The following is a 23699-nucleotide window of genomic DNA, read 5'->3' as shown; positions in this document are numbered from 1 at the left end:
GGTATCGCCATGCACGCTCCCCGCTTCCGCTCCCTTAGCTGCTCCCTGCCCCGGCGCACCGCCGGCTTCACCCTGGTCGAACTGATGGTGGTCGTGGTGATCATCGGCCTGCTGGCCACGGTGATCGCGATCAACGTCATGCCCAGCCAGGACCGCGCCATGGCCGAGAAGGCCCGCGCCGACATCTCGGTGCTGGAACAGGCCGTGGAGACCTACCGGCTGGAGAACCTCACCTACCCGACCACCGAACAGGGCCTGGCGGCATTGCGCCAGGCGCCGTCCGGCCTGGCGCGGCCGGAGCGCTACCGTACCGGCGGCTACGTCCGCCGGCTGCCGGACGATCCGTGGGGGAACTCCTACCAGTACCGCCGCCCCGGGCGCGACGGACTGCCGTTCGAGGTGTTCTCGTTCGCCGCCGACGGTGCCGAGGGCGGCGAGGCCGACGGCATCGACATCGGCAACTGGAACTGATGGCGCGGCGTCCGGCCCCCCATTCCGGATTCACCCTGGTCGAAATGATGGTCACCACATTCCTGATCGCCCTGCTTGCCGCCACGGTGGTGCTCACCCTGCCGGCCTCCCGCGCCCTGCCGCGCGAGGTCGACCGTTTCGCCACGCGGCTGGACCACGCGCGCGACGAGGCGATCATCGGCATGCGCGCGGTCCGGGTGGTGGTCGACCAGGCCGGCTACCGCTTCGAGCGGCAGCACCTTGGCCAATGGGAGCCACTGGTCGAAGGTCCGTTCGACCCGGTGCCCTGGGCCGACGGGACCCGGCCGGAACTGGTTTCCGACGAACCGCTGAGCTTCATCTTCGACCTCCAGGGCGGGGCCGGCGGCGCCGGCAGCCTGGCCCTGTCCGACGGCGCCCGGCGCCTGCGGGTGGCGGTCGATCCGGACGGCGAGGTCCACGTCGAGTGATGCGCGCGGCCGGGTTCACGCTGCTGGAGCTGCTGGTGGCACTGGCGGTGTTCGCGCTGCTGGTGCTGGCCCTGCTGCACCTGGCCGGCCAGGCCACGCGCACCGCGGCGCTGCTTGAAGAGCAGTGGCTGGCCGACGTGGTCGCCGGGAACCTTGCGGTCGCCGCCACGCTGGCACCGGCTGCCGACCTGCGCGCGGGCGATGGCAGCACGGCCCTGGCGGGACGCGAATGGGCGTGGCAGCGCGAGGTCGAGCCCGCGGACACGGGCGCGTTCGTGCGCGTGGAACTGCGGGTGCGACGTGCCGGCTCGCCCCAGGTGCTGGCCGGGGCCGAGCTGCTCCGGGACGCGCGGTGAGCCGGCCAGCCGCCCACTGCGGCTTCACCCTGGTGGAGATGCTGGTCGCGCTGGTGGTGTTCGCCCTTTTGGGAGTGGCCGCCACCACGGTGCTGGCATGGACCGCAGACAGCCGGGAAGTCGTGGCGGAGCACAGTGCCCGCCTGGCCGAGCTCCAGCGGGCGCGGGTACTGTTGCAGGGCGACCTGTCGCAGCTGGCACCACGCCGGGTGCGCAGCCGTGACGGCACGCCGGCGCGCGACGCCTTCCTCGGCGCGACCCACCGCTCCGGCGCAGGCAGCGGTCCGCAGCCGCTGATGGCGTTCGTCCGCCGCGGCTGGGGCAACCCCGACGCGTCCGCACGTGCCTCGCTGCAGTACGTGGAGTACCGGCTGGTCGACGGCCGGCTGGAACGCGCGACACGGTCCGCGCTGGATGGCGCAGTGACCGGCGACCCGCGCCCGGTACTCACCGGCATCACCGACGCGAGCATCGAATACCACCACCGTGGCGAGTGGAACCACGGCTGGGCCGGCGGCGTGGCCGAGCTTCCCACCGCGGTCCGGCTGGTGCTGCAGCTGGAGGACCTTGGCCGGCTGGAGCAGTTGTTCCTGGTGACCGGGGAAGCGGCATGAACCGCCGGCGCCAGGACGGGGTCGCGCTGCTCACCGTGCTGCTGCTGGCCGCGGTGATGAGCGCGCTGCTGGTGGTGCTGCTCGACGACATCCGCTTCGGCGTGCGTCGCAGCGGCAACACGCGGGCGATGGAGCAGGCGCGCTGGCATGCGCTGTCGGCCGAGACGCTGGCCCGTGGCCGGATTGCCACCGCCCGGCTCGCCGACGTCCCCGGCGGCGCGGGGCAGTACCTGGGCCAGCCACTGGTGTTCCCGCTGGAGGCCGGGGCGGTACGGGTCCGGATCCACGACGCGGGCAACTGCTTCAACCTCAACAGCGTGGTGGAAGGCGCGCCTGAACAGTGGCGCCGCAGCGCGGCCGGTGCGGCCGAGTTCACCGTGCTGCTGGAAACACTGGGTTTCGGCCCGGCCCGCGCCGGCGCCCTCGGTGATGCCCTGGTGGACTGGATCGACAGCGACCCCGTCGCCTCGCCCGCCGGTGCCGAGGACATCGCCTATACCCTGCGCCGGCCCGGTTACCGGACCGCCGGCCACCTGCTGGCCGAGCCTTCGGAACTGCGCGCCATCACCGGCTTCGACCCGACCGCCTACCAGCGCCTGCGCCCATACGTGTGTGCGCTGCCAGTGGCCGCGCCTGCCCGGCTCAACGCCGACACCCTGATCGAACACGATGCACCGGTGCTGGTGGCGCTCACCGGGGGCGCCCTGCCGCTGGCCGCGGCGCGGGAGCTGCTGCGCCAACCCCCGGCGGGCGGCTGGCAGGATCGCGAAGCCTTCTGGACCCGCCCGGCGCTGGCACGTCTTGCACTGCCGGACGCCGTGCGCGACCGGATTTCCCTGCACACGAGCTGGTACGGCCTGAACGTGGAGGTCGAGCATGCCGGCGCCCAGCTGGTGATGACCGCCCTGCTGGAAGACCAGGGCGGCACCGCCCGCCTGGTGGCACGACGATGGACGCACGAGGAGTGAGCGTGGAGCACGACTGCCTGCTGGTGAAGCTGCCCACCGTGGCCGGCGACCGGGTCGCCTGGTGGCGGACCGCGCCCGGCGGCGGCTTCGAACACGGCGAGGGCCCGCCCCCGGAGCCCCCCGTCCCACGCGGCAACCAGGACGCCCGACGGCGCCAGGTGGTGCTGGCGGTTCCCGGCGTGGACTGCACCGTCCGCTGGCTGGAGCTGCGCGCCCACACCACGGTGCAGGCCGCCGCCGCCGCCCGCGCCCTGCTCGCGGGGCAGTTGGCGGTGGATCCGGAAGGGCTGCATGTCGCGGTTGCCGCGGACGGCAGGGACCGTTGGCTTGTCGTCGCCGTGGACCCGCCCCGGATGGACGACTGGCTGGAGCAGGCCCGGCTCCTTGGCCTCCAGCCGGATTGCCTGGTTCCCGCGCCGTTGCTCCTGCCGTTGCCGGCCGGTCGCGACGCCCCTGAGGTCACGGTGGTCCGGGGACAGGAACAGAAACAGGACCAGGACCAGGACCATTGGCTGGTGCGCGGCGACGGCGTGGCATTCGCCGCCGAACCCGCACTGGCCGCGCAGTTGCTGGCTGCATACCAGCAGGTGCCGCTCGCCGATCCGGGCGCAGCGATGGCCGCCGCTACGGCGAATCCACCGGTAAACCTGCGCCAGGGCCGTTACGCCCTGCGCAACCCGGCCGCCGGCGGCACTCCCAACTGGCGCCGAACCCGGCGACTGGCGGTGGCCACGCTGGCATTGGCCCTGCTGTCCCCTGCCCTTCTGGCCGCGGCCCACCACTGGCAAGCCGCGCGCCTGGAGCGCCAGGCCGCCCACGAAGCCGCCAACGCGCTTCCTACCCCCGACAACGCGATAACCACCCTGCGCACCCACCTCGCGGCGACCCGCACGACCACCGACTTCGGCAACGCCATGGCCGCCCTCCTGTCCGCCATCGAACAGTCACCAGCGACCTCGCTCGACGCACTGTCCTGGCACGACGGCCTGCTGTCGGCGACCGTGGAGCACGCCGGTGGCACCAGCCTGCAGCCGCTCGCCGCCGCCCTGCCGGCCGCCGGCTTCCAGCTGGCAGAGCACGAGACCTCGCTGCAGTCCGGCATCGCGCACACCCGGGTCAGCCTGGAGCCGGCGCCATGAGCGGGCGGCCACAGGAGTGGTGGCGGGCCCGCGCGCCCCGCGAGCGGCTGATGCTCTCGGTGATGTTCCTTGCGGTCTCCGCATTCGTCGGCTGGTTCGCGGTCCTCGCGCCCTTGGGCAGGCTGGCCGATGACGCCGCCGGCCGCCACGCCGCAGCCACCGCCCTGCTGGCCGAGGTACGGGCGGCGCGGGCAGAGCTGGCGGCCTTCGCGGCGGCCCGTCCGCAACATGATCCGGGGACACCGTTCGATGCCCTGCTGGCACGCACCGCCGGGGGTGCCGGGGTCGCCGTGTCGAGCCAGCGCCGCGACGGTGACCGGCTGACGGTCGGCATCGATGCGGTCGCCGCACCGGTCCTGATCGGCTGGCTGGACGCCCTGTCGCGACAATACGGCGTGGCCCCGACCGCGATGGAAGTCGGCGAGCGCAACGGTAGCCTGCACGCGGAGCTGGCGTTCACCGGACCGGAGACTGCCATCGATCCGTAACCGTAGCGAAACCCGGGGGTCATCACGGCGCAGTAATGTCATGCCATTGAAATATGGCGGCTTTACCGTGCGCGCATTGCCACGCCAAAGACATACGCCTGTCGTGAAAAGCACCCCCTCGCTCCTCGCCGTCGCCCTGCTGATCGCAGCCGCCCCTGCTGCCCACGGCTTTGAGCTCGGCGAGTTCGCCGGCTCGCAGGTCAGCTTCGAGGGCCTGCTGCAATCCGACCATTACTGGTACGACACCGACCGCGCACTGCTGGACGGCGATCCGGGGGACGGCCATGACAGCGACCACGGCATCCGCCGCGCCGAGCTGGTGCTCAAGGGCAAGGGCTCGAACGGCCTGGACTGGGTCGTGGGCTATGACGTCGAGGCGGAAAGCTGGCTGGACGTGAATGCCGGCTTCGACCTGGGCGGCGGCCACCAGCTGCGCGTCGGACAGTTCAAGCAGCCCAGCGGGCTGGAAGAACTGTCATCGGCGAAGAACAACGACTTCATCTCCAAGGCCGCGGCCACCAACGCCTTCGCGCTCAGCCGCCGGCTTGGGGCGAGCTACGGTTACGCCGGCAACGACTGGTCGGTCACCGCCAGCGCCTTCGGCCGCCACCTGACCTCCGGCGGCGCGCATGGTGCCGGCCACGCGATCCGCGGCACCTGGGCGCCGATCAACACCAACGGCCAGGTGCTCCACCTTGGCCTGTCCTACCTCAACCACGACACCGACGCCGACCAGTGGCGGCTGCGGGTGCGCCCGCAAGCCGACATGGCCGGCGACCGGCTGGTCGACACCGGGTCGTTCCATGACGCCGACCGGGTGGGCACCACCGGCGTGGAGGCGTTCTGGACCCGTGGCCCGCTCAAGCTGCAGGGCGAGTACCTGCAGTCGCGGGTGGACCGCATGGCCGGCGCCGACTACCAGGCCGACGGCGGCTACCTGAGCGCGCTCTACAACCTCAGTGGCGAAGGCTGGTCCTATCGCAACGGAGTCCCGGGCACCGCGTCGCCGGCCGATCCGGCGCGCGGCATGTGGCAGCTCGGCCTGCGCCTGGACCGCGTCGACCTGGACGATACGGGCGTCGACGGCGGCCGGATGGACGCGGCCACCCTGGGCGTGAACTGGTACTGGCGGCAGAACTTCAAGCTGGCACTGAACTGGTCGAGCATCGACAGCGAGCGCGCGGGTATCCCCGACGACCCGTCCGTGGTCGCCGTCCGCGCCCAGATGCACTGGTAAGCAGTGCCGGCGTCACCGCGCAGCAACCCGCCTGTCATGTCCCTCCGCTTCAATAAGTCCCGCGCATGCAGCGCATCTCTCCATATCCCACGTTCGGCGCGCCCGCAGGGGCGCGCTCTTTTTTCGTGCGTGTCATGAGCGCGTAACAAAAACATCATTTCATTGACGCGGCCGGCCATGGCCGCCCTTTCCTTCCCGGAGCACCCCGATGAACAAGACGCCGATCCGCATCGCCGTTCTTTCCCTGTCCCTGGCGCTCGGCCTGGCCGCGTGCTCGGGCGGCAACCAGCCAGGCAACGACAACGCCGCCACCGGCGACAAGGTCACCGCGCAGATCACCGGCGCCGGTGCGACCTTCATCTTCCCGCTGATCTCCAAGTGGTCGGCGGACTACAACGCCGCCACCGGCAACATGGTCAATTACCAGTCGATCGGCTCCGGCGGCGGCATCGCCCAGATCAAGGCCGGCACGGTGGACTTCGGTTCCTCCGACGAGCCGCTGTCCAGCGAAGAGCTCGCGGAAGCCGGCCTCATCCAGTTCCCGTCGGCGATCGGCGGCGTGGTGCCGGTGGTCAACCTCGAAGGCGTTGGCGGCGGCGAGATCCGCCTCAACGGCGAGGTGCTGGCCAACATCTACCTGACCGACATCACCCGGTGGAACGACCCGGCGATCGCCGCGCTCAACCCGGACCTGTCGCTGCCGGACACCAAGATCAACCTGGTGCACCGCTCCGACGGCTCGGGCACCACCTTCAACTTCACCAACTACCTGAGCAAGGTCAGCCTGTCCTGGAGTGACCGCATCGGCCAGGGCAAGCAGATCCAGTGGGTGGACGGCGTCGGTGGCAAGGGCAACGAGGGCGTGGCGTCGTACGTGCAGCAGATCGACGGCGCGATCGGCTACGTCGAGCTGGCCTACGCGATCCAGAACGACATGGCCTACGCCAGCCTCGAGAACGCCGCCGGCAACTACGTGCTGCCGAGCCTGGAGTCCTTCCAGGCTGCCGCCGCGACCGCCGACTGGGCCAACTCCGAGGACTTCAATCTGGTGATCACCAATGCCCCGGGCGCCGATGCCTGGCCGATCACCGCCGCCAACTTCATCCTGGTGCACAAGCAGCCGACCGATCCCAAGCGTACCGCCGATGCGATGGCGTTCTTCGAGTGGGCTTTGGACAACGGCCAAGGCCAGGCCGAGGAGCTGCATTACGTGCCGCTGCCCACCGAGCTGGTCGCACAGATCAAGGGTTACTGGGACGCCGAGCTCGCGACCGCGGAATGACCCGCAAGGCGCAATAGCCGGCCACCGGCCGGCGTATTGCGCCGGATCGCCACAGCCGCGACAGACCCAACCCGCAACCGACCGCCGCCCCGCTTGTACCCCGGGACCTGGAACGGTCGCCAATCCGGCGCAATACGCCGCTTTGCGGCCATTGCGCCCTACGGTGATTTGAGATGAGCGTCGTCCATCTTCCCGCTCCACGTGACCGCGCCGATGCACGGAACGACCGGATGTTCCGGTACTTCCTCATCGGCACCGTCATCTTCGTGCTGCTGGCGCTGGCCGGGGCGATGCTGTCGATGCTGTGGGGCGGGCGCCAGGCGCTGCAGCTCACCGGCCTGGACTTCTTCTTCAGCGCGGACTGGAACCCGGTGGAAAACCGCTACGGGGCGCTGGTGCCGATCTACGGCACCCTCGTCACCGCGATCATCGCGATGATCATCGCGGTGCCGGTCAGCTACGGCATCGCCTTCTTCCTCACCGAGGTGGCGCCGCGCTGGCTGCGCACCCCGGTCGGCACCGCCATCGAGCTGCTGGCGGGCATCCCCTCGATCATCTACGGCATGTGGGGCCTGTTCGTGCTCGTGCCGGTGATGACGAGGCACGTCACCCCCTGGGCCAACGAGCACCTGGGCACGCTGCCGCTGATCGGGCCGATGTTCCAGGGTCCGCCGATCGGCATCGGCATGCTCACCGCCGGGATCGTGCTGGCGATCATGGTCGTGCCCTTCATCGCCGCGACCATGCGCGAGGTGTTCCTGACCGTCCCGACCCGGCTGAAGGAGTCGGCCTACGCGCTGGGCTCCACCCGCTGGGAGGTCAGCTGGGACATCGTGCTGCCCTACACCCGCTCGGCGGTGATCGGCGGCGTGTTCCTGGGCCTGGGACGGGCGCTGGGCGAGACCATGGCGGTGGCCTTCGTGATCGGCAACTCGACCCGCTTCACCGCCTCGCTGCTGGAGCCGTCGACCACCATCGCCGCGCTGATCGCCAATGACTTCGGCGAGGCGACCGAGACCTACCGTTCGGCGCTGCTGTTGCTGGGCTTCGTGCTGTTCATCGTCACCTTCCTGGTGCTGGCGGCCGCCCGCTTCATGCTCGCCCGGCTCAAGCGCAGGGAGGGCAACTGATGGCCACCGCGAGCCGTGACGTCGCCGAGGGGCTGTACCGCCGGCGCAAGCTCAAGAACGTCCTGGCGCTGGTGCTGTCCTGCGCCGCGGCGGTGTTCGGCCTGGTGTTCCTGGGCTGGATCCTGTGGACCCTGGTCTCCCGCGGCATCGGTGCGATCAGTCCCATGCTGTTCACCCACGACACCCCGCCGCCGATGGTCGAAGGCGGCCTGCGCAACGCCTTCTTCGGCAGCGCGGTGATGTGCCTGATGGCGATCGGCATCGGTACCCCGCTGGGCATCGCCGCCGGCACCTGGCTGGCCGAGTACGGCCGCAACACCCGGCTGGGCACCTCGGTGCGCTTCGTCAACGACATCCTGCTGTCGGCGCCGTCGATCGTGCTCGGCCTGTTCGTGTACACGTTGATCGTGATGCAGGCCGGCGGCAGCTTTTCCGCGGTGGCCGGTGCGGTGTCGCTGGCCTTCATCGTGCTTCCAGTGGTGCTGCGCACCACCGACGAGATGCTGCGGCTGGTGCCGGCGCAGATGCGCGAGGCGGCGCTGTCGCTGGGCGTGCCGCAGTGGAAGGTCACCGTCCAGGTGCTCTACCGCTCGGCCCTGCCCGGCATCGTCACCGGCGTGCTGCTGGCGCTGGCCCGGATCAGCGGCGAGACCGCGCCGCTGCTGTTCACCGCTTTCGGCAACCAGTACTGGAGCACCGATGTCACCGGTCCGATGGCCAGCGTGCCGGTCGTCATGTACCAGTACGCCGGCAGCCCCTACACCAGCTGGCAGGACCTGGCCTGGGCCGGCGCCCTGGTGCTGACCTTCTTCGTCCTGCTGACCAGCCTGTCCGCCCGCTTCATCGTCAACCGCCACCGGGTCAGCCATGACTGACGCCCCCCTTCACGACTCCCGGGCACCCGCCATGGACAACACACCCGATTTCGCATCGCTGCCGGTCAAGATCGCCGCCAGCGGACTGGACTTCCACTACAACGACTTCCACGCGCTCAAGGGCATCGACCTGGAGATCCCGGAGAAGCGGGTGACCGCGCTGATCGGTCCGTCGGGCTGTGGCAAGTCGACCCTGCTGCGGGTGTTCAACCGCATCTACGCGCTGTACCCGGGCCTGCGCGCCAGCGGGAAGGTGCTGCTGGACGGCGAGGACATCCTGGACCCCGGCTACGCGCTCAACCGGCTGCGCAGCAAGGTCGGCATGGTGTTCCAGAAGCCGGTGCCGTTCCCGATGACCATCTACGAGAACATCGCCTACGCGATCCGGCACCACGAGAAGCTCTCGAAGGCGGAAATGAACGACCGCGTCGAGCAGGCCCTGCGCCAGGGCGCGCTGTGGGACGAGGTCAAGGACAAGCTCGGCCAGAGCGCACTGGGCCTGTCCGGTGGCCAGCAGCAACGGCTGTGCATCGCCCGGGCGGTCGCCCTGCGGCCACAGGTGCTGCTGCTGGACGAACCGACCTCGGCCCTGGACCCGATCTCCACCAGCCGCATCGAGCAGCTTGTCGCCGGCCTGAAGGACGAGTACACGATCGTCATCGTGACCCACAACATGCAGCAGGCAGCCCGGGTTTCGGACTACACCGCCTTCATGTACCTGGGCGACCTGGTCGAGCACGGCGTGACCGAAACCATCTTCTCCAACCCTTCGGTGCAGCAGACCGAGGACTACATCACCGGGAGGTTCGGCTGATGACGACCCCGCACGAGCACATCGTCACCGGCTTCGACGACGAGCAGCGCAGGCTCACCGCCGAGATCGTCCGCATGGGCGAAATGGCCGCCGCGCAACTGGAGGCCGCGCTGGACGTGGTGGCCCGGCGCGATGACCGCACCGCCGCGCGCGTGGTGGCCAACGACGACGCCATCGACGCACTCGAGCAGGAGGTCAGCCAGGACGTGGTCCGCCTCGCCCTGCGCGGGCCACTGGCCCGCGACCTGCGGGTGATCCTGGCGGCCCTGCGGATCGCCGCGGCCATCGAACGCATCGGCGACTACGCCGCCAACATCGCCAAGCGCTCCGCCGCCCTGGCGCTGGCCCCGCCGCTGCCGCAGGTCGAGGCCTTGTGCGCCCTGGGCACCGAAGCGGCGGCGCTGACCCGCCACGCCATCGCCGCCTACCGCGATGCCGACACCGGCGCCGCCCGGCGCGTGCGCGAGGCCGACGCCCGGATCGACGCCGCCTACAGCACCCTGTACCGCGAACTGGTGGAGGCCATCGAGCACGAGCCGCGCATCGCCACGTCCGCCACCCACCTGATGTTCATGGCCAAGAACATCGAGCGCATCGGCGATCACGCCACCAGCGTGGCGGAGAACGTCATGTACCTGGTCAGCGGCGAGGACGACCTGCCGCCGCGGGAGAAACGGGACGACAGCCCTTCGCTCGCGCCGTAGGGCGAGGAACGAGTGAAGGCACACCCGTCGTTCCCGCGAATGCGGGAACCCATGGACGTCCCCGCCTTTCGCGGATGATGGCAGCCCGTAGGACCGGACGAATGCCGGAACCCGCCCTTGCCTTTACTCGTTCCTCGTTCCTCTTCACTCGTTTCTCGCTTCCTGTAGTCTTTCCGGCCCATGGAAACCCCCGCCCCCACCCCGCCGACGCCGCAGGAACAGCCCGCCGTCGCCTCCCCGCTGGCGACCCGCTTCCGCGGGTACCTGCCGGTGGTGGTGGACGTGGAAACCGGGGGATTCGACTGGAACCGGCACGCGCTGCTGGAGATCGCGGTGCTGCCGCTGGACCTGGACGGGAACGGCCTGCTGGTTCCCGGCGAGACCACCAGCGCCCACCTGGAGCCGGCGCCGGGCCTGGAGATCGATCCCAAGTCGCTGGAGATCACCGGGATCATCCTGGATCACCCGTTCCGCTTCGCCAAGCCGGAGAAGGCGGCACTGGACCATGTGTTCGCGCCGGTGCGCGCGGCCTGCCGCAAGCACGGGTGCCAGCGGGCGATCCTGGTCGGGCACAACGCGCATTTCGACCTGAACTTCCTCAACGCGGCGATCGCCAGGACGGCGCACAAGCGCAGCCCGTTCCATCCCTTCAGCGTGTTCGACACGGTGACCCTGGCCGGCGTGGCCTACGGCCAGACGGTGCTGGCGCGGGCGGTGCAGGCAGCCGGGTTCGAGTGGGACCCCAACGAAGCACACTCGGCGGTCTACGACACCGAACGCACCGCCGAGCTGTTCTGCCGGATCGTCAACGCCTGGCCGGCTCCCCCTGCCGCCCCGGCCCGGTGACCCCCTCGCACAGCCGGTCGCGCCCGCCACTCTTGGCCAGGTAAAGCGCCTCGTCGGCGCGCCGCTGCAGGTGTGCCGGGGTCGCATCCCCGGGGTGCAGCACCGCCGAGCCGGCGCTCACGGTGACCTGCAGTCCGGCGATCCCGCCCCAGTCGCGACGCGCCGCCAGCCGGTCGCGCAGGCGTGCATACAGCGCGGCCGCGTCGCTCCCGGCGGCGTCCACCAGCGCCAGGGCGAACTCCTCGCCCCCGATGCGCGCCGCCAGGTCGCAAGCGCGGGTGTTGCCCGCCAGCAGCTGCCCCATCTCGCGCAGCACCGCATCGCCCGCGGCGTGGGTGTGGGCGTCGTTGATCGACTTGAAGTGGTCGATGTCCAGCAACAGCAGCGACAGCGCGGAACCGCCCCGGCGTGCGCGCGCGAACTCGCGCTGCAGGAACTCGTCGAAGCAGCGGCGATTGCCCAGGCCGGTAAGCGCGTCCTCGCGCGCCTGGCGCTCGAAGGCCTCGGACTGCTCGCGCAACTGCTGGAGCAGCGCGTTCTTTTCCGCGTCGGCCGCCAGCAGCTGTTCGGTCTGCGCGGTGAGTGCCTCGGTCCGCCGCTCGACCTGCCGCGCCAGGCGCAGGTTGGCGCGCCGCAGCCGCCGGATCCGCAGCCTGGACAGCCCCGCCAGCAGGACCAGCGCCGCGGCGCCGCCCAGCAGCCGCACCCAGGTGCGCTGCCACCAGAGCGGCTCGATGCTGAAGCGCCAGGTGGCCTCCCTGCTCCAGTCGCCCCCCGGGTGCGCCGCCGCCACCCGCAGTACGTAGGTGCCCGGCGGCAGGCCGATGAAGTCCACGCTGCGCTGGCGGCCGTGCTCGATCCAGCGATCGTCCAGGCCATCCAGCCGGGTGCGGTAGCGGATCCGGTCCGAGGCGAGGAAGCTCAGGCCCACGTAGGACACCGACAGCCGGCTGCCACCCTCCAGCCGCTCGCCATCGCGCCACGGGTGCCGCTCGCCGTCCAGCAGCACCGCGTCGATGACCGGCCGGGGCGGCTGCCGATGGGCGAAGCCGGCCCAGCGCTGCGGATCGACCGCACTCACGCCGCCCGCGGTCGCGACCCAGACCGAGCCGTCGTGCCGGAGGATCGCCGAGGGCGCCGAGCTGCCGTTGCCCTGTGCGCTGCTCATGCCGTCGGATTCGTCGTGGCGCTCCGGCTGCACCCGTTCGAGCGTGCCGTCGGCGACCTGGTCGAGCGCCGCCATGGCGACCCGCAGCACGCCGCGGTTGCTGCTGATCCAGGCGTTGCCCAGCCGGTCCGGCACCAGCTGGAAGACCGTGTCCACCGGCAGGCCGTGTTCGAGCCCAACGCGCCGGACCTCCTCCCCGCGCACCCGGTACAGGCCGCGGTCGGTGCTGATCCACACCGCGTCGCCGACCTGGCGGAAGCCGAAGACGGTGCGGGCGCCGCCGGAATGCTCCAGGTCCAGAGTCCGCACCGTGCCGTCGCGCAGCACGCTCGCGCCCTCCACCGAACCGATCCACAGCGCCCCGTCGATGACCTGCAGTGCGGTCACCAGGCCGTCCGGCAGGCCGGGTACCCGTGGCCACTCCAGCCGCCCGTCCACCAGGCGTACCGGCCCGTGCAGCGTCGCCGCCCAGACCCCGCCCCGGCCGTCGGGTGCCAGCGCCCGCACATGTCCGGGAAGTGCGTCCCCGTCCGCGCCGTAGCGGCGGACGACCTGTCCGTCGCGCAGTTCGAACACGCGCCCGGCGTAGGTCCCGACCCACAGCCGGCCGTCCGCCGCTTCGGCAAGGCTCAGCACCGAGGGCTGTACGCCCGGCTGCAGCGGAACCTGCGCGATCCGCCCCGCGGCGTCCATCCGGTCGAGCCCGCCGGTGCTGCCCATCCACAGCGAGCCGCCGCTGTCCTCCAGTAGCGCGCGCACGTAGTCGGCGGCCAATCCGTCGCGGCGGGTCACCCGCGTGAACAGGGTCTCCCGGTAGCGGAACAGGCCGCCGTTCGCGCCTGCCCAGATGCTGCCTTCGGTGTCCTCCAGCAACGAGACGATCCGGCCCGGCGGCCGGGCCTGGTCGGCCGGCGGGCTCTCCGCGCCGCGCGGCCCCAGCCGGAGCAGCCCGCGGCTCTCGCTGCCCACCCACAGGTTGCCCTGCCGGTCCTGCAACAACGCGGTCAGCATGCCGTGCCCGGAAACCCGGTGCATGCGCCGCCGGCGGCCGTCCTGCAGCAGGTGGATGCCGTCGCCGGCCACCAGCCAGAGCGCCCCGTCCGGCGCCCGGTACGGCCAGGCCAGCCCCTCGTCCATCCCGAACCCGGCCGGCGCCCGGACGATCGCCCCGGAGGGCTCGCGCACCATCAGCCCGTCCAGCCCGCCGATCCACAGCCGGCCGTCGCCATCGAACGCCATCCGCGGGAAGCTCGCCTGGAGCGGAACTCCCGGAGGCGGCGGGAAGTACTCGAAGCTCCCGTCCTGCGCCAGGCATCCCAGGCCGTGCCCTTCGAACAGCAGCCACAGCCGGCCTTCGGCATCCATGGTCATGGCATGGACCAGCACCTTCGGCCAGCGGCCTTCGCTGGTCCAGAACCGCCACTGCCCGTCCGCCGCGCGGCGCCCGAGGTTGCCGCGCGAATCGCTGGTCCACAGCGCGCCCGAGGGGTCCACGTACAGTGCGCCCACGCCGTTGTCGGGCAGTGCCGGATCGCCGCTGCCGCGGCCGTAGACGGTGAACTCCAGCCCGTCATAGCGCACCAGCCCTTCCCAGGTGGCGAACCACAGATACCCGTCCGGGGTCTGGGCGAGGTCACGCAGCGAGTTGTGCGGCAGGCCCTCGCGTGAGGTCCAGCGGTCGACCAGGTAGTCGCGCAGCGGCAGCGGCGCGGCGGTCGCAGCGGTCGCGGCGATGGCCGGCGCGACCTGCGCCAGCAGCAGGACCAGGCCCAGCACCCAGCACGCGAGCCGGCCAGGGGCGTACCGCGCCGGACCGGGCAGGACTTCGGAACGGCGGCTCATGGGCGTGGGTGGGGCGGGTGGTCAGGCCTGGAAACGTTGCCGTACGGCCTCGAACAGCACCACGCCGGCGGCCACCGAGACGTTGAGGCTCTCGACCGCGCCGTCGCCGGCGCCCGGCATCGGGATCGACGCCAGGCCGTCGCAGTTCTCCCGGGTCAGCCGGCGCAGGCCTTCGCCCTCGCCCCCCAGGACCAGTCCGACGTTGCCGCGCAGGTCCAGGCCATAGAGCGGGTCGCCGGCATCGCCGGCCAGGCCGTACAGCCACACGCCCATCTTCTGCAGGTCGCGCATCGTGCGCGAGAGGTTGGTCACCGGCACCACGGCGATCCGGTCGGCGGCGCCGGCGGAGGTCTTGCGCACGGTGGCGTTGACCTGGACCGACTTGTCCTTCGGGATCACCACCGCGGTCACCCCGGCGGCGGCGGCGCTGCGCAGGCAGGCGCCGAGGTTGTGCGGGTCCTGGACGCCGTCCAGCAGCAGCACCAGCGCGCGGCCTTCAGCGGCGGCGACCAGGCCCTCCAGTTCGTTCTCGTTCCAGGTCGGGGCCGCGGCGTAACGGGCCACCACGCCCTGGTGGCGCAGGTTGCCGGCAACGCCCTCGATCGCCTGTTTCGCCACCCGGCGCACGTCGATGTCACGGCGCAGCGCCTGGGCCTCGATCTCCGCCAGCCGCGGGTTCTTCGCGCCCGCCTCGAGCAGCACCTCGCGCACGTTGCCGGCGTCGTGCTCGACCGCGGAGGCCACGGCATTGATGCCGGCGATCCATTGTTTCGTGCTCATGGGGGGAATTGTAGGGTGCGACAGCCGCCGGTGGCGGCTGTCGCACCCTACGTGGTCAATATTCCTGTTTGGGGCGTTTGGCCGGCTTGCCGCGCTCGGGTGGGGCCTTGGGGGCCGTCGCGCCTTCGTCCTCGCGGACCAGGCGGAAGTCGATCTTGCGCTCCTCGACGCTGGCCTTGAGGACGATGATCGACACCCGGTCGCCAAGGCGGTACTGGCGCCCGTGGCGTTCCCCGCTCAGCGTCTTGCGGATCGGATCGAACGAGTAGTAGTCGTGCGGCAACTGGGTGACGTGGACCAGGCCGTTGACCTTGGAGCCGTCGAGCTCGACGAACAGGCCGAAGCTGGTCACCCCGCTGATCACGCCATCGAACTCGCCACCGACATGCTGCTCCATCCAGGCGGCGCGGTAGCGGTCGTCGACCTCGCGCTCGGCGTCCTCGGCACGGCGCGCGCGCTCGGAACACTGCAGCGCGAGTTGGGCCATGTCGCTGGGCGAGTAGCGGAACTTCTCCGGGCGCTTGCCGGTGAGCGCGTGCTTGATCGCCCGGTGCACCAGCAGGTCGGCGTAGCGGCGGATCGGCGAGGTGAAGTGCGCGTAGGCTTCCAGCGCCAGGCCGAAGTGGCCGACATTCTCGGGCTGGTAGACCGCCAGTGACTGGCTGCGCAGCATCACCGACTCGATCAGGGTGGAATCGGCGCGCTCGCGGATCCCGCGCAGCAGCTGGGTGTAGTCGCGCGGCTGCACCTTGGCCCAAGGCGGCATGCGCAGCTTGAACTCCTTGAGGAACTCCAGCAGGTCCGCGTACTTCTGCTCCGGCGGGCGGTCGTGGATGCGGAACGGCGCCGGGACTTCCTTCTCGATCAGGTATTTCGCCGCCTCCACGTTGGCCGCGATCATGCACTCCTCGATCAGCTTGTGGGCGTCGTTGCGCACGATCATCCCGGCCTGGGTGACCTCGCCCTTGCTGCCGAGGACGAAGCGGACCTCGCTGGATTCGAACTCGATCGCGCCGCGCTTCTCGCGCGCCTTGCGCAGCACCTGGTAGAGCTGGTGCAGCCGCTGGACCTGCGGCAACACCGGCCCGATCATTTCCAGCGCCTCACCGCGCTGCTCGTCGGTGACGTCGCCGCCGACCGCGTTCCAGACCTGGGTGTAGGTCAGCCGCGCGTGCGAGTGCATTACCGCCTCGTAGAACCTCGAGCCGGTCACCCGGCCCTGGCGGTCGACCTGCATGTCGCAGACGAAGCACAGCCGGTCGACCTTCGGCTTGAGCGAGCAGATCCCGTTGGACAGGGTCTCGGGCAGCATCGGAACCACGAAACCGGGGAAGTACACCGAGGTCGCGCGCTTCTGCGCCTCCTCGTCCAGCGGGTGCCCGGGGCACACGTAATGGGAGACATCGGCGATCGCGACCACCAGGCGGAAGCCGTCGCGGTTGGTCTCGCAGTACACCGCGTCGTCGAAGTCCTTGGCGTCCTCGCCGTCGATGGTCACCAGCGGCAGGTCGCGGATGTCCACGCGGCCGGCGATCTCCGCCTCCTCGACCCGGTGCGGCAGCGCGGTGGCCTCGTCGAGCACCGGCTGCGGGAACTCGTGCGGGATGTCGTGGCCATGGATCGCCGCCTGCACCGCCAGCGAGGCGGTCAGCCGGTCGCCCAGCACGGTCAGGATCCGGCCCAGCGGGGCACGGCGCGGTTCGGGCGCGCGGGTGATCTCGCAGACCACCAGCTGGCCGTCGCGGGCCTCGCCGCGGTGCTCGGGCGGGATCAGGATGTTGCGCTGGATGCGGGCATCGTCGGGCTCGACGTAGCTCACCCCGTCCTCGAGCACGAAGCGGCCGATCATCCGGCTCAGGCGCCGCTCGAGCACCTCGACGATCGCACCCTCGCGGCGGCCGCGCCGGTCCACGCCGGTGACGTGGGCGAGCACGCGGTCGCCGTGCATCACCTTGCGCATCTCGAACGGCGGCAGGAACAGGTCGTCGCCGCCGGGGCCGTCGTCGGGGCGCAGGAAGCCGAAGCCGTCGGGGTTGGCGATCACGCTGCCGGAGATCAGGTCGACCCGGCGCGCCGGCACCAGCCCGCCGCGGCGGTTCTGGTGCAGCTGGCCGTCGCGGAGCATGGCCCGCAGGCGTGCGCCGAGGGCATTGAAGCGCTCGCCATCGGCCAGGCCCAGTTGCGCGGCCAGCGCATCGGGGTCCATCGGACCGTCGGAATCGGCGAGCGTCTGCAGGATCAGCTCGCGGCTGGCGATCGGGTTCTCGTAGCGGGCGGCCTCGCGGGCGGCGTGGGGATCGGCGGCGGCCTTGCCGCCGGTCTTCGTGCGTGGCGTGCCGGCACCGGCTCCGCGCTTGTTACGGGTCTTTGTCATGCGCGGATGGTACAGCGCATCCGTCAACGGACCGTGGCCCGGCCCGGGACCCGGGCAACAAAAAACCCCGCCGGAGCGGGGTCTTGTGCGTCCGACATGGTAGTCGTCGGACAATGTCTGGTGCCCAGGAGAGGACTCGAACCTCCACGGAGTTGCCCCCGCTAGCACCTGAAGCTAGTGCGTCTACCAATTCCGCCACCTGGGCCCTGCAGCCGCCATGCAGCGGTGCGAGGCCGCGCATGATGCGGCGTGCGGCCGTGCTTGTCAACACATTGCGTGTACATCCATCCGTATTGCCGGCCGGCGGTTTGCCCGCTAACGTCGGATGGCGATATTCCTGCCCGCGGGCGACGTACACGTGCGTCGCCCGCGTCGTTCCCAGCCTTCGTGGCCGCCCGAGCGCGGCCGGAGCCCCCTGCATGAACACCCCGCCCCGCCCGCCGCTGGTGATCTCCCGCATCGATTGCGAGCGCCTGGAGGCGCTGCTGGAAAAGCGGCTGCCGCCGGGCCTGGACGTCGATGCGCTGCGCGACGAGCTGGCCCGCGCCGAAGTGCTCGAGCCCGGCGACATGCCCGGCGACGTGATCACCATGAATTCCACCGCGCGCTTCGTCGACGAGGCCAACGGCGCAGAGCACGAGATCACCCTGGTCTATCCGCACGAGATGGATGGCAGCAGCGGCAAGGTCTCGATCCTGGCCCCGGTGGGCAGCGCGCTGCTGGGACTGCACGTGGGTGACCGCATCGAGTGGCCGGCACCCGGCGCCCGCCGGCTGACCCTGCGCGTCCTTTCCATCAAGTAACCACCTCCAGGTACCCGTTTCCGCATGACCGAGTCCGTACGCTCCGACTTCCACGGCTTCGAGCAGATCCCGCTGCGCGAGTACGCCGAACGCGCCTACCTTGATTATTCGATGTACGTGGTGCTGGACCGCGCCCTGCCGTTCATCGGCGACGGGCTCAAGCCGGTGCAGCGCCGGATCATCTACTCGATGACCGAGCTGGGCCTGGGCGCGGGCGCCAAGCCGAAAAAGTCCGCGCGCACCATCGGCGACGTGATCGGCAAGTACCACCCGCACGGCGACAGCGCCTGCTACGAGGCGATGGTGCTCATGGCCCAGCCGTTCTCGTACCGCTATCCGCTGATCGAGGGCCAGGGCAACTTCGGCTCCTCCGACGATCCCAAGTCGTTCGCGGCGATGCGCTACACCGAGTCGCGCCTGGCGCCGATCTCCGAGGTGCTGCTGGGCGAGCTGGCACACGGGACGGTGGACTGGGTGCCGAACTTCGACGGCACCCTGGAGGAGCCCTCGTGGATGCCGGCGCGGCTGCCGCACCTGCTGCTCAACGGCACCACCGGGATCGCAGTGGGCATGGCCACCGATGTCCCGCCGCACAACCTGTCGGAGGTGGTCAGCGCCTGCGTGCGGCTGCTCGACGACCCGGAGGCGACCACCGCCGACCTGTGCGAGCACGTGCGCGGCCCGGACTACCCGACCGAGGCGGAGATCATCACCCCGGCCGCCGACCTGCTGCGCATGTACGAGACCGGCCACGGCAGCGTGCGCGCCCGCGCCACCTGGGAACGCGACGGCCAGAACATCGTGGTCGGCGCCCTGCCCCACCAGGTCTCGCCGGGCAAGGTGATCGAGCAGGTCGCCGCCCAGATGCGGGCCAAGAAGCTGCCGTGGCTGGAGGACATCCGCGACGAGTCCGACCATGCCAACCCGACCCGGATCGTGCTGGTGCCGCGCTCCAGCCGGGTCGATGCCGAGCAGCTGATGGGCCACCTGCTGGCGACCACCGACCTGGAGCGCAGCTACCGGGTCAACCTCAACGTGATCGGCCTGGATGGCCGGCCGCAGGTCAAGGGCCTGCGCGCCTTCCTGGGCGAATGGCTGCAGTTCCGCGCCGACACCGTCACCCGCCGCCTGACCCACCGCCTGGAAAAGGTCGAGCGCCGGCTGCACCTGCTGGAAGGCCTGCTGGTCGCCTTCCTCAACCTCGACGAGGTGATCCGCATCATCCGCAGCGAGGACGAGCCGCGTCCGGTGCTGATGGAGCGTTTCGCCCTGAGCGGGGAACAGACCGACTACATCCTCGAGACCCGCCTGCGCCAGCTGGCACGGCTGGAGGAAATGAAGATCCGCGGCGAACAGGCCGAGCTGGAGTCCGAACGCGAGACCCTCACCGCCACCCTGGGCAGCAAGGCGAAGCTCAAGCGGCTGATCAAGGAAGAACTGCTGGCCGATGCGAAGAAGTTCGGCGACGCCCGCCGCTCGCCGCTGGTCGCCCGCGGCGCCGCGCAGGCGCTTTCGGAAACCGAGCTGACCCCGAGCGAGCCGATGACCGTGATCCTCAGCCGCAAGGGCTGGGTGCGCGCGGCCAAGGGGCACGACGTGGACGCGGCCTCGCTCAACTATCGCGAGGGCGATGCGCTGCTGGCCGCCGGCCCGGCCCGCAGCAACCAGCAGGTGGCGTTCCTGGACTCCACCGGGCGCAGCTACTCGACCCTGGTCCACGGGCTGCCCGGCGCCCGCGGCAACGGCGAACCGCTGACCGGGCGCTTCTCGCCGGCCGCCGGCGCCTCCTTCGAGGCCCTGGCCAGCGGCACCGACGCCGACCGTTTCGTGCTCGCCTCCAGCCACGGCTACGGCTTCGTGACCCGCTTCGCCAACCTCACCAGCCGCAACAAGGCCGGCAAGGCGATGCTGACCCTGACCCCGGGGGCGGCGGTGCTGCAGCCGGTGCCGGTGGCCTCGGTGGAGGGCGACCGCGTCGTGGTCGCCACCACCGCCGGCCACCTGCTGGCCTTCCCGGTCAGCGAACTGCCGGAACTGGACAAGGGCAAGGGCAACAAGCTGATCAACATCCCCAAGGCCAGGCTGGGGACCGAACGGGTGGTCGCCGTGGCGGTGGTGCCGGAAGGCGCGAGCCTGCAGGTCATGTCCGGCGCGCGGACCATGACCTTGGCCTGGAAGGACCTGGAGAACTACCTGGGCGCCCGGGCCAGCCGCGGCGGGTTGTTGCCGCGGGGGTGGCAGAAGGTGGAAGGGTTGGCGGTCGGCTGAGGATTACTCCAGGACGTAGGATCCACCGGTCCAGCGGAGCAGCTCGTACTCGCCGCATTCCAGGCACTTGTACCAGCGCACGCCGCCTTGCACCGGCAGCAGTGCGCTGAAACCTGCGCTGCCGGACTGCACGAAGTGCCGCAGCAGCCGGCCCCCACGGGAAATGGCGAGGAATCGTCCGCGGCCCCCGTCCTGGGCCTCGTACGTTCCCACGAAAACGTCTTCGACGACGCCATCCAGATCCAGATCCTGGCTGGTGACGAAGTAAAGCCCCGCATCCCGCAGGGCCGCGAGCCCGGCCGGAGCGACATGCAAGGCGAGCTCCTCCTCGCCAAGCCCGCTTGCTGCCGCCCAGCCGGGATCAAACTCCCCGACCGGGATCCCACGGACCTCGCCATCCACGGGATCCAGCTCCAGGTCATACCACCAGGCGACGGCGGGCTGCGCGCCACCGCCGTCGGCGGACACTTGCTGCGCTGCAGGAGAGGCACATGAAGCCAGCGCCCATGCCAGGACAGCCGCGGCGGCGGCCGTTTGCAGAACGCGAAAGCTACCAGTCCACATGCCAGTGCCTCCCGCCTGCCGCATGGGGCTCACGCAATACCGTTGCGCCAAGCTCGATGATCCGCACCTCGATCTGGTCCAGTTCGCGTGCCGAACCCATCGGCCAGCTGATGTCGCGCGCGCTGTCGGACAAATGGTTCGACACGAGCGCCCCACGCGCGCGGGCTTCATGGATCAGCCGCTCGAACTCGTCCACCGTCTGCTGCTCGGTTGCGCGCGGACTGCGCTGATACCACTCGTCCATCTCGATGATGTGGCGCGCCGTGCGATAGGTCCCCAGGAACTCCAGTCGGTTCGCGCGGATGCGTTGCGCCATCAATTCCGCCTGACGCCGCACCGTCCGGGCCCGGCCGGTGATGCGGATCCCGGCCCGGGGAAACTCGCGCTGGATGATCAGGACCAGCTGATCGATGTTGGCGGGACGTCGTTCCGCCACCGCCTGGGCAGCCTGCTGCATTTCCTCACCCTCCGTGGTTGGCGCCACCTGCGCCGCGTTACTTCCCTGTGAGCCAGCCGTACATGGCTGCCCTTGGGCGAACCTATCACGTGTGGGTGTCGGGCGCCTTGGCGGACAACTACTGGCGGGACTGGATCCCGGCGCCCGTACTGCCTCACGTGGCGTGGTGCACCCCCGCCACCGCACGGCCGGAGGGGTCCGCCAGGGCCTCGAACGCCGCATCCCAGGCGATCGCCACCGGTGACGAGCAGGCGATCGACTTGCCGCCCGGTACGGTGCGAGCGCAGGCTTCGCCGGGGAAGTGGCGCTCGAAGACATGCCGGTACAGGTAGGCCTCCCGGGTCATCGGCGGGTTCACCGGGAAGCGGCTGGCGGCGAAGGCGAACTCGCGGCCGCCGACCCGGGTTTCGGCGTATTCCTTCAGTCCCTCGATCCAGCCGTAGCCCACGCCATCGCTGAACTGCTCCTTCTGGCGCCAGAGGATCGGGTCCGGGAGGTAGCCGTCGAAGGCTTCGCGCAGGACGGCTTTCTCGACGGGTCGCGGGTCCGTGCCGGAGCTGATCCCGCTGGTGGCCGTGGCGGACCGCGGCCGCACCATCTTGGCGGCGGCATCCATGCGCATGGCCACCTCCAGGAACTCCAGGTCCAGGAACGGCACCCGCGCCTCGACGCCCCAGGCCATCATCGACTTGTTGGCGCGCAGGCAGTCGTACTGGTGCAGGGCGTCGAGCTTGCGCACCAGTTCCTCGTGGAACTGGCGGGCGCCGGGCGCCTTGTGGAAGTACAGGTAGCCGCCGAAGATCTCGTCGCTGCCCTCGCCCGACAGCACCATCTTCACCCCCATCGCGCGGATCCGCCGGGCCAGCAGGTACATCGGGGTGGAGGCACGGACGGTGGTGACGTCGTAGCTCTCGATGTGGCGGATCACCTCCGGCAGCGCGTCCAGGCCCTCCTGCAGGGTGTAGGTGAAACCGTGGTGCACCGTGCCCAGGGCGTCGGCGGCGACCTGCGCGGCGGCCAGGTCGGGGGAGCCTTCCAGGCCGATCGCGAAGGAATGCAGCCGCGGCCACCAGGCCTCGGCGCGGTCGTCCTCCTCGATGCGCCGACGGGCGAAGCGCGCCGCGCACGCGGCCACCAGCGAGGAGTCCAGGCCGCCCGACAGCAGCACGCCGTAGGGCACGTCGCTCATCAGCTGCCGGTGCACCGCGGCCTCGAAGGCCGCGCGCAATTCATCCGGCGCGACCTGCACGCCCGCGGTGGTGTCGTAGTCACGCCAAGGGCGCTGCCAGTACCGCACCAGCCGGTCGCCGTCGCTGTCGTAGTAATGCCCGGGCGGGAATTGGGCGATGTCATAGCAGATGCCGGCCAGCGCCTTCATCTCCGAGGCCACGCACATGCGTCCGCTTCCGTCGCGGCCCCAGTACAGTGGGACGACGCCCATCGGGTCGCGGGCGACCAGCCACCGGCGCCGCGGGCGGTCCCACAGGGCGAAGGCGAAGATGCCGTTGAGCCGCCGCAGCCACTCGCCCGGGTCATCGCCCCGGGCATGCAGCGCATTGATCACCTCGCAGTCGGAGGCGGTCTGGAACTCCCAGGGATCGGCCAACTCCCCGCGCAGCGCGCGGTGGTTGTAGATCTCGCCGTTGACCGCCAGCACCAGGTCGCCGTCGGCCGAGCACAGCGGCTGGGCGCCACCGGCCGGGTCGACGATCGCCAACCGCTCGTGGACCAGGATCGCGCCGTCGTCGGCGTGCACGCCGCTCCAGTCGGGCCCGCGGTGGCGCTGGCGCTGCGACAGATCGAGCGCCTGCCGGCGCAGGCCGGCAACATCGTCACCGGGCTGCAGTCCGAAGATTCCGAGGATCGAGCACATTGCCGCGGCTCCTCACACGCCCGCCCGGACCGGCGGCACGTATCGCCCCCCGCTGACTCCAACGCAGCGATACCGGGGAACCGGCCAGTGATGAATCGACAACAATGACCAGCAGGACGACAGTGATTTTCCATCGGGGTACTTGCCTGACCGATATAGTCGGTCGCGACGCCCGGAACCCGGGCCATCAATTCGAT

At 70.6% G+C, this 23699-nt stretch carries 21 protein-coding genes, 1 tRNA gene and 1 pseudogene; 16 read left to right on the top strand and 7 right to left on the bottom strand.

The features are described 5' to 3' along the window. Nucleotides 1–9 precede the first annotated feature (9 nt). The 14 genes from gspG to rnt all read left to right on the top strand — a co-directional run bounded on the left by gspG (nt 10) and on the right by rnt (nt 11373). On the top strand, nt 10–471 hold the full coding sequence (gspG, locus tag LY625_RS11365; protein WP_233740325.1) for a type II secretion system major pseudopilin GspG: 462 nt from the start codon (nt 10–12) through the stop codon (nt 469–471). After that, nucleotides 471–920: a GspH/FimT family pseudopilin gene (locus LY625_RS11360; protein ID WP_233740324.1), complete on the top strand. Its 450-nt coding sequence runs from the start codon at nt 471–473 to the stop codon at nt 918–920. The genes gspG and LY625_RS11360 overlap by 1 nt, the downstream gene beginning before the upstream one ends. Next, entirely contained in the window at nt 920–1276 is a 357-nt protein-coding gene (gene gspI / locus LY625_RS11355) for a type II secretion system minor pseudopilin GspI (RefSeq protein ID WP_233740323.1), read from the top strand. The genes LY625_RS11360 and gspI overlap by 1 nt, the downstream gene beginning before the upstream one ends. Continuing rightward, a complete protein-coding gene (gspJ, locus tag LY625_RS11350) occupies nt 1273–1890 on the top strand; it encodes a type II secretion system minor pseudopilin GspJ (RefSeq protein ID WP_343223486.1) in 618 nt (205 codons plus the stop codon). The genes gspI and gspJ overlap by 4 nt, the downstream gene beginning before the upstream one ends. Beyond that, a complete protein-coding gene (gene gspK / locus LY625_RS11345) occupies nt 1887–2858 on the top strand; it encodes a type II secretion system minor pseudopilin GspK (RefSeq protein WP_233740322.1) in 972 nt (323 codons plus the stop codon). Before gspJ ends, gspK begins: the two co-directional genes overlap by 4 nt. Further along, nucleotides 2840–3997, top strand: a complete 1158-nt coding sequence (gene gspL / locus LY625_RS11340; RefSeq protein ID WP_233740321.1) for a type II secretion system protein GspL — start codon at nt 2840–2842, stop codon at nt 3995–3997. Before gspK ends, gspL begins: the two co-directional genes overlap by 19 nt. Beyond that, nucleotides 3994–4485 carry a type II secretion system protein GspM gene (gene gspM, locus LY625_RS11335; protein ID WP_233740320.1) on the top strand — a complete coding sequence of 164 codons (492 nt, stop codon included), beginning with the start codon at nt 3994–3996 and terminating at the stop codon, nt 4483–4485. The genes gspL and gspM overlap by 4 nt, the downstream gene beginning before the upstream one ends. 103 nt (nt 4486–4588) lie before the next feature. Further along, nucleotides 4589–5722: a porin gene (locus LY625_RS11330; protein ID WP_233740319.1), complete on the top strand. Its 1134-nt coding sequence runs from the start codon at nt 4589–4591 to the stop codon at nt 5720–5722. A 208-nt stretch (nt 5723–5930) separates the two neighbouring features. After that, a complete protein-coding gene (gene pstS / locus LY625_RS11325; protein WP_233740318.1) occupies nt 5931–7004 on the top strand; it encodes a phosphate ABC transporter substrate-binding protein PstS in 1074 nt (357 codons plus the stop codon). Nucleotides 7005–7177: 173 nt separating this feature from the next. After that, nucleotides 7178–8134: a phosphate ABC transporter permease subunit PstC gene (gene pstC / locus LY625_RS11320; protein WP_233740317.1), complete on the top strand. Its 957-nt coding sequence runs from the start codon at nt 7178–7180 to the stop codon at nt 8132–8134. After that, nucleotides 8134–9009, top strand: a complete 876-nt coding sequence (gene pstA / locus LY625_RS11315) for a phosphate ABC transporter permease PstA (protein WP_233740316.1) — start codon at nt 8134–8136, stop codon at nt 9007–9009. The genes pstC and pstA overlap by 1 nt, the downstream gene beginning before the upstream one ends. Before the next feature lie 31 nt (nt 9010–9040). Then, nucleotides 9041–9823: a phosphate ABC transporter ATP-binding protein PstB gene (gene pstB / locus LY625_RS11310; protein ID WP_233740315.1), complete on the top strand. Its 783-nt coding sequence runs from the start codon at nt 9041–9043 to the stop codon at nt 9821–9823. Next, nucleotides 9823–10527, top strand: coding sequence for a phosphate signaling complex protein PhoU (phoU, locus tag LY625_RS11305; protein WP_233740314.1), 705 nt, complete (start codon nt 9823–9825; stop codon nt 10525–10527). Before pstB ends, phoU begins: the two co-directional genes overlap by 1 nt. 180 nt (nt 10528–10707) lie before the next feature. After that, nucleotides 10708–11373, top strand: a complete 666-nt coding sequence (gene rnt / locus LY625_RS11300) for a ribonuclease T (protein WP_233740313.1) — start codon at nt 10708–10710, stop codon at nt 11371–11373. Here the strand turns inward: rnt and LY625_RS11295 are convergent. The 4 genes and pseudogenes from LY625_RS11295 to LY625_RS11280 all read right to left on the bottom strand — a co-directional run bounded on the left by LY625_RS11295 (nt 11333) and on the right by LY625_RS11280 (nt 17742). Then, nucleotides 11333–14383, bottom strand: a complete 3051-nt coding sequence (locus LY625_RS11295) for a ligand-binding sensor domain-containing diguanylate cyclase (protein WP_233740312.1) — start codon at nt 14381–14383, stop codon at nt 11333–11335. The genes rnt and LY625_RS11295 overlap by 41 nt on opposite strands. A gap of 21 nt (nt 14384–14404) precedes the next feature. Next, the gene (gene rlmB / locus LY625_RS11290; RefSeq protein WP_233740311.1) at nt 14405–15163 is read right to left on the bottom strand and encodes a 23S rRNA (guanosine(2251)-2'-O)-methyltransferase RlmB; all 759 of its coding nucleotides are present in this window, start codon (nt 15161–15163) and stop codon (nt 14405–14407) included. 55 nt (nt 15164–15218) lie between these two features. Beyond that, nucleotides 15219–17462: pseudogene (rnr, locus tag LY625_RS11285) on the bottom strand (ribonuclease R); the annotation flags it as partial. Between the two features lie 193 nt (nt 17463–17655). After that, nucleotides 17656–17742: transfer RNA gene (locus LY625_RS11280), tRNA-Leu, on the bottom strand. Between the two features lie 214 nt (nt 17743–17956). Between LY625_RS11280 and rnk the strand changes: the two genes are divergently transcribed. Both rnk and parC read left to right on the top strand, forming a co-directional pair. Beyond that, complete coding sequence (rnk, locus tag LY625_RS11275) at nt 17957–18340, top strand: nucleoside diphosphate kinase regulator (RefSeq protein ID WP_233740310.1); 384 nt, start codon at nt 17957–17959, stop codon at nt 18338–18340. Between the two features lie 24 nt (nt 18341–18364). Beyond that, nucleotides 18365–20608 carry a DNA topoisomerase IV subunit A gene (gene parC / locus LY625_RS11270; protein ID WP_233740309.1) on the top strand — a complete coding sequence of 748 codons (2244 nt, stop codon included), beginning with the start codon at nt 18365–18367 and terminating at the stop codon, nt 20606–20608. 3 nt (nt 20609–20611) lie between these two features. On the opposite strand, the gene LY625_RS11265 is transcribed toward parC, so the two are convergent. The 3 genes from LY625_RS11265 to asnB all read right to left on the bottom strand — a co-directional run bounded on the left by LY625_RS11265 (nt 20612) and on the right by asnB (nt 23502). Beyond that, nucleotides 20612–21076 (bottom strand): hypothetical protein, encoded by a 465-nt coding sequence (locus LY625_RS11265; protein ID WP_233740308.1) that lies wholly within the window; start codon nt 21074–21076, stop codon nt 20612–20614. Between the two features lie 82 nt (nt 21077–21158). Further along, nucleotides 21159–21629 (bottom strand): hypothetical protein, encoded by a 471-nt coding sequence (locus tag LY625_RS11260; RefSeq protein WP_233740307.1) that lies wholly within the window; start codon nt 21627–21629, stop codon nt 21159–21161. Nucleotides 21630–21783: 154 nt separating this feature from the next. Further along, on the bottom strand, nt 21784–23502 hold the full coding sequence (asnB, locus tag LY625_RS11255) for an asparagine synthase B (RefSeq protein ID WP_233740306.1): 1719 nt from the start codon (nt 23500–23502) through the stop codon (nt 21784–21786). Between the last annotated feature and the right edge of the window lie 197 nt (nt 23503–23699).

Source organism: Lysobacter sp. GX 14042, from assembly GCF_021390425.1.
Taxonomy (GTDB): domain Bacteria; phylum Pseudomonadota; class Gammaproteobacteria; order Xanthomonadales; family Xanthomonadaceae; genus Novilysobacter.
This window is presented reverse-complemented; position numbering and strand designations above follow the sequence as displayed.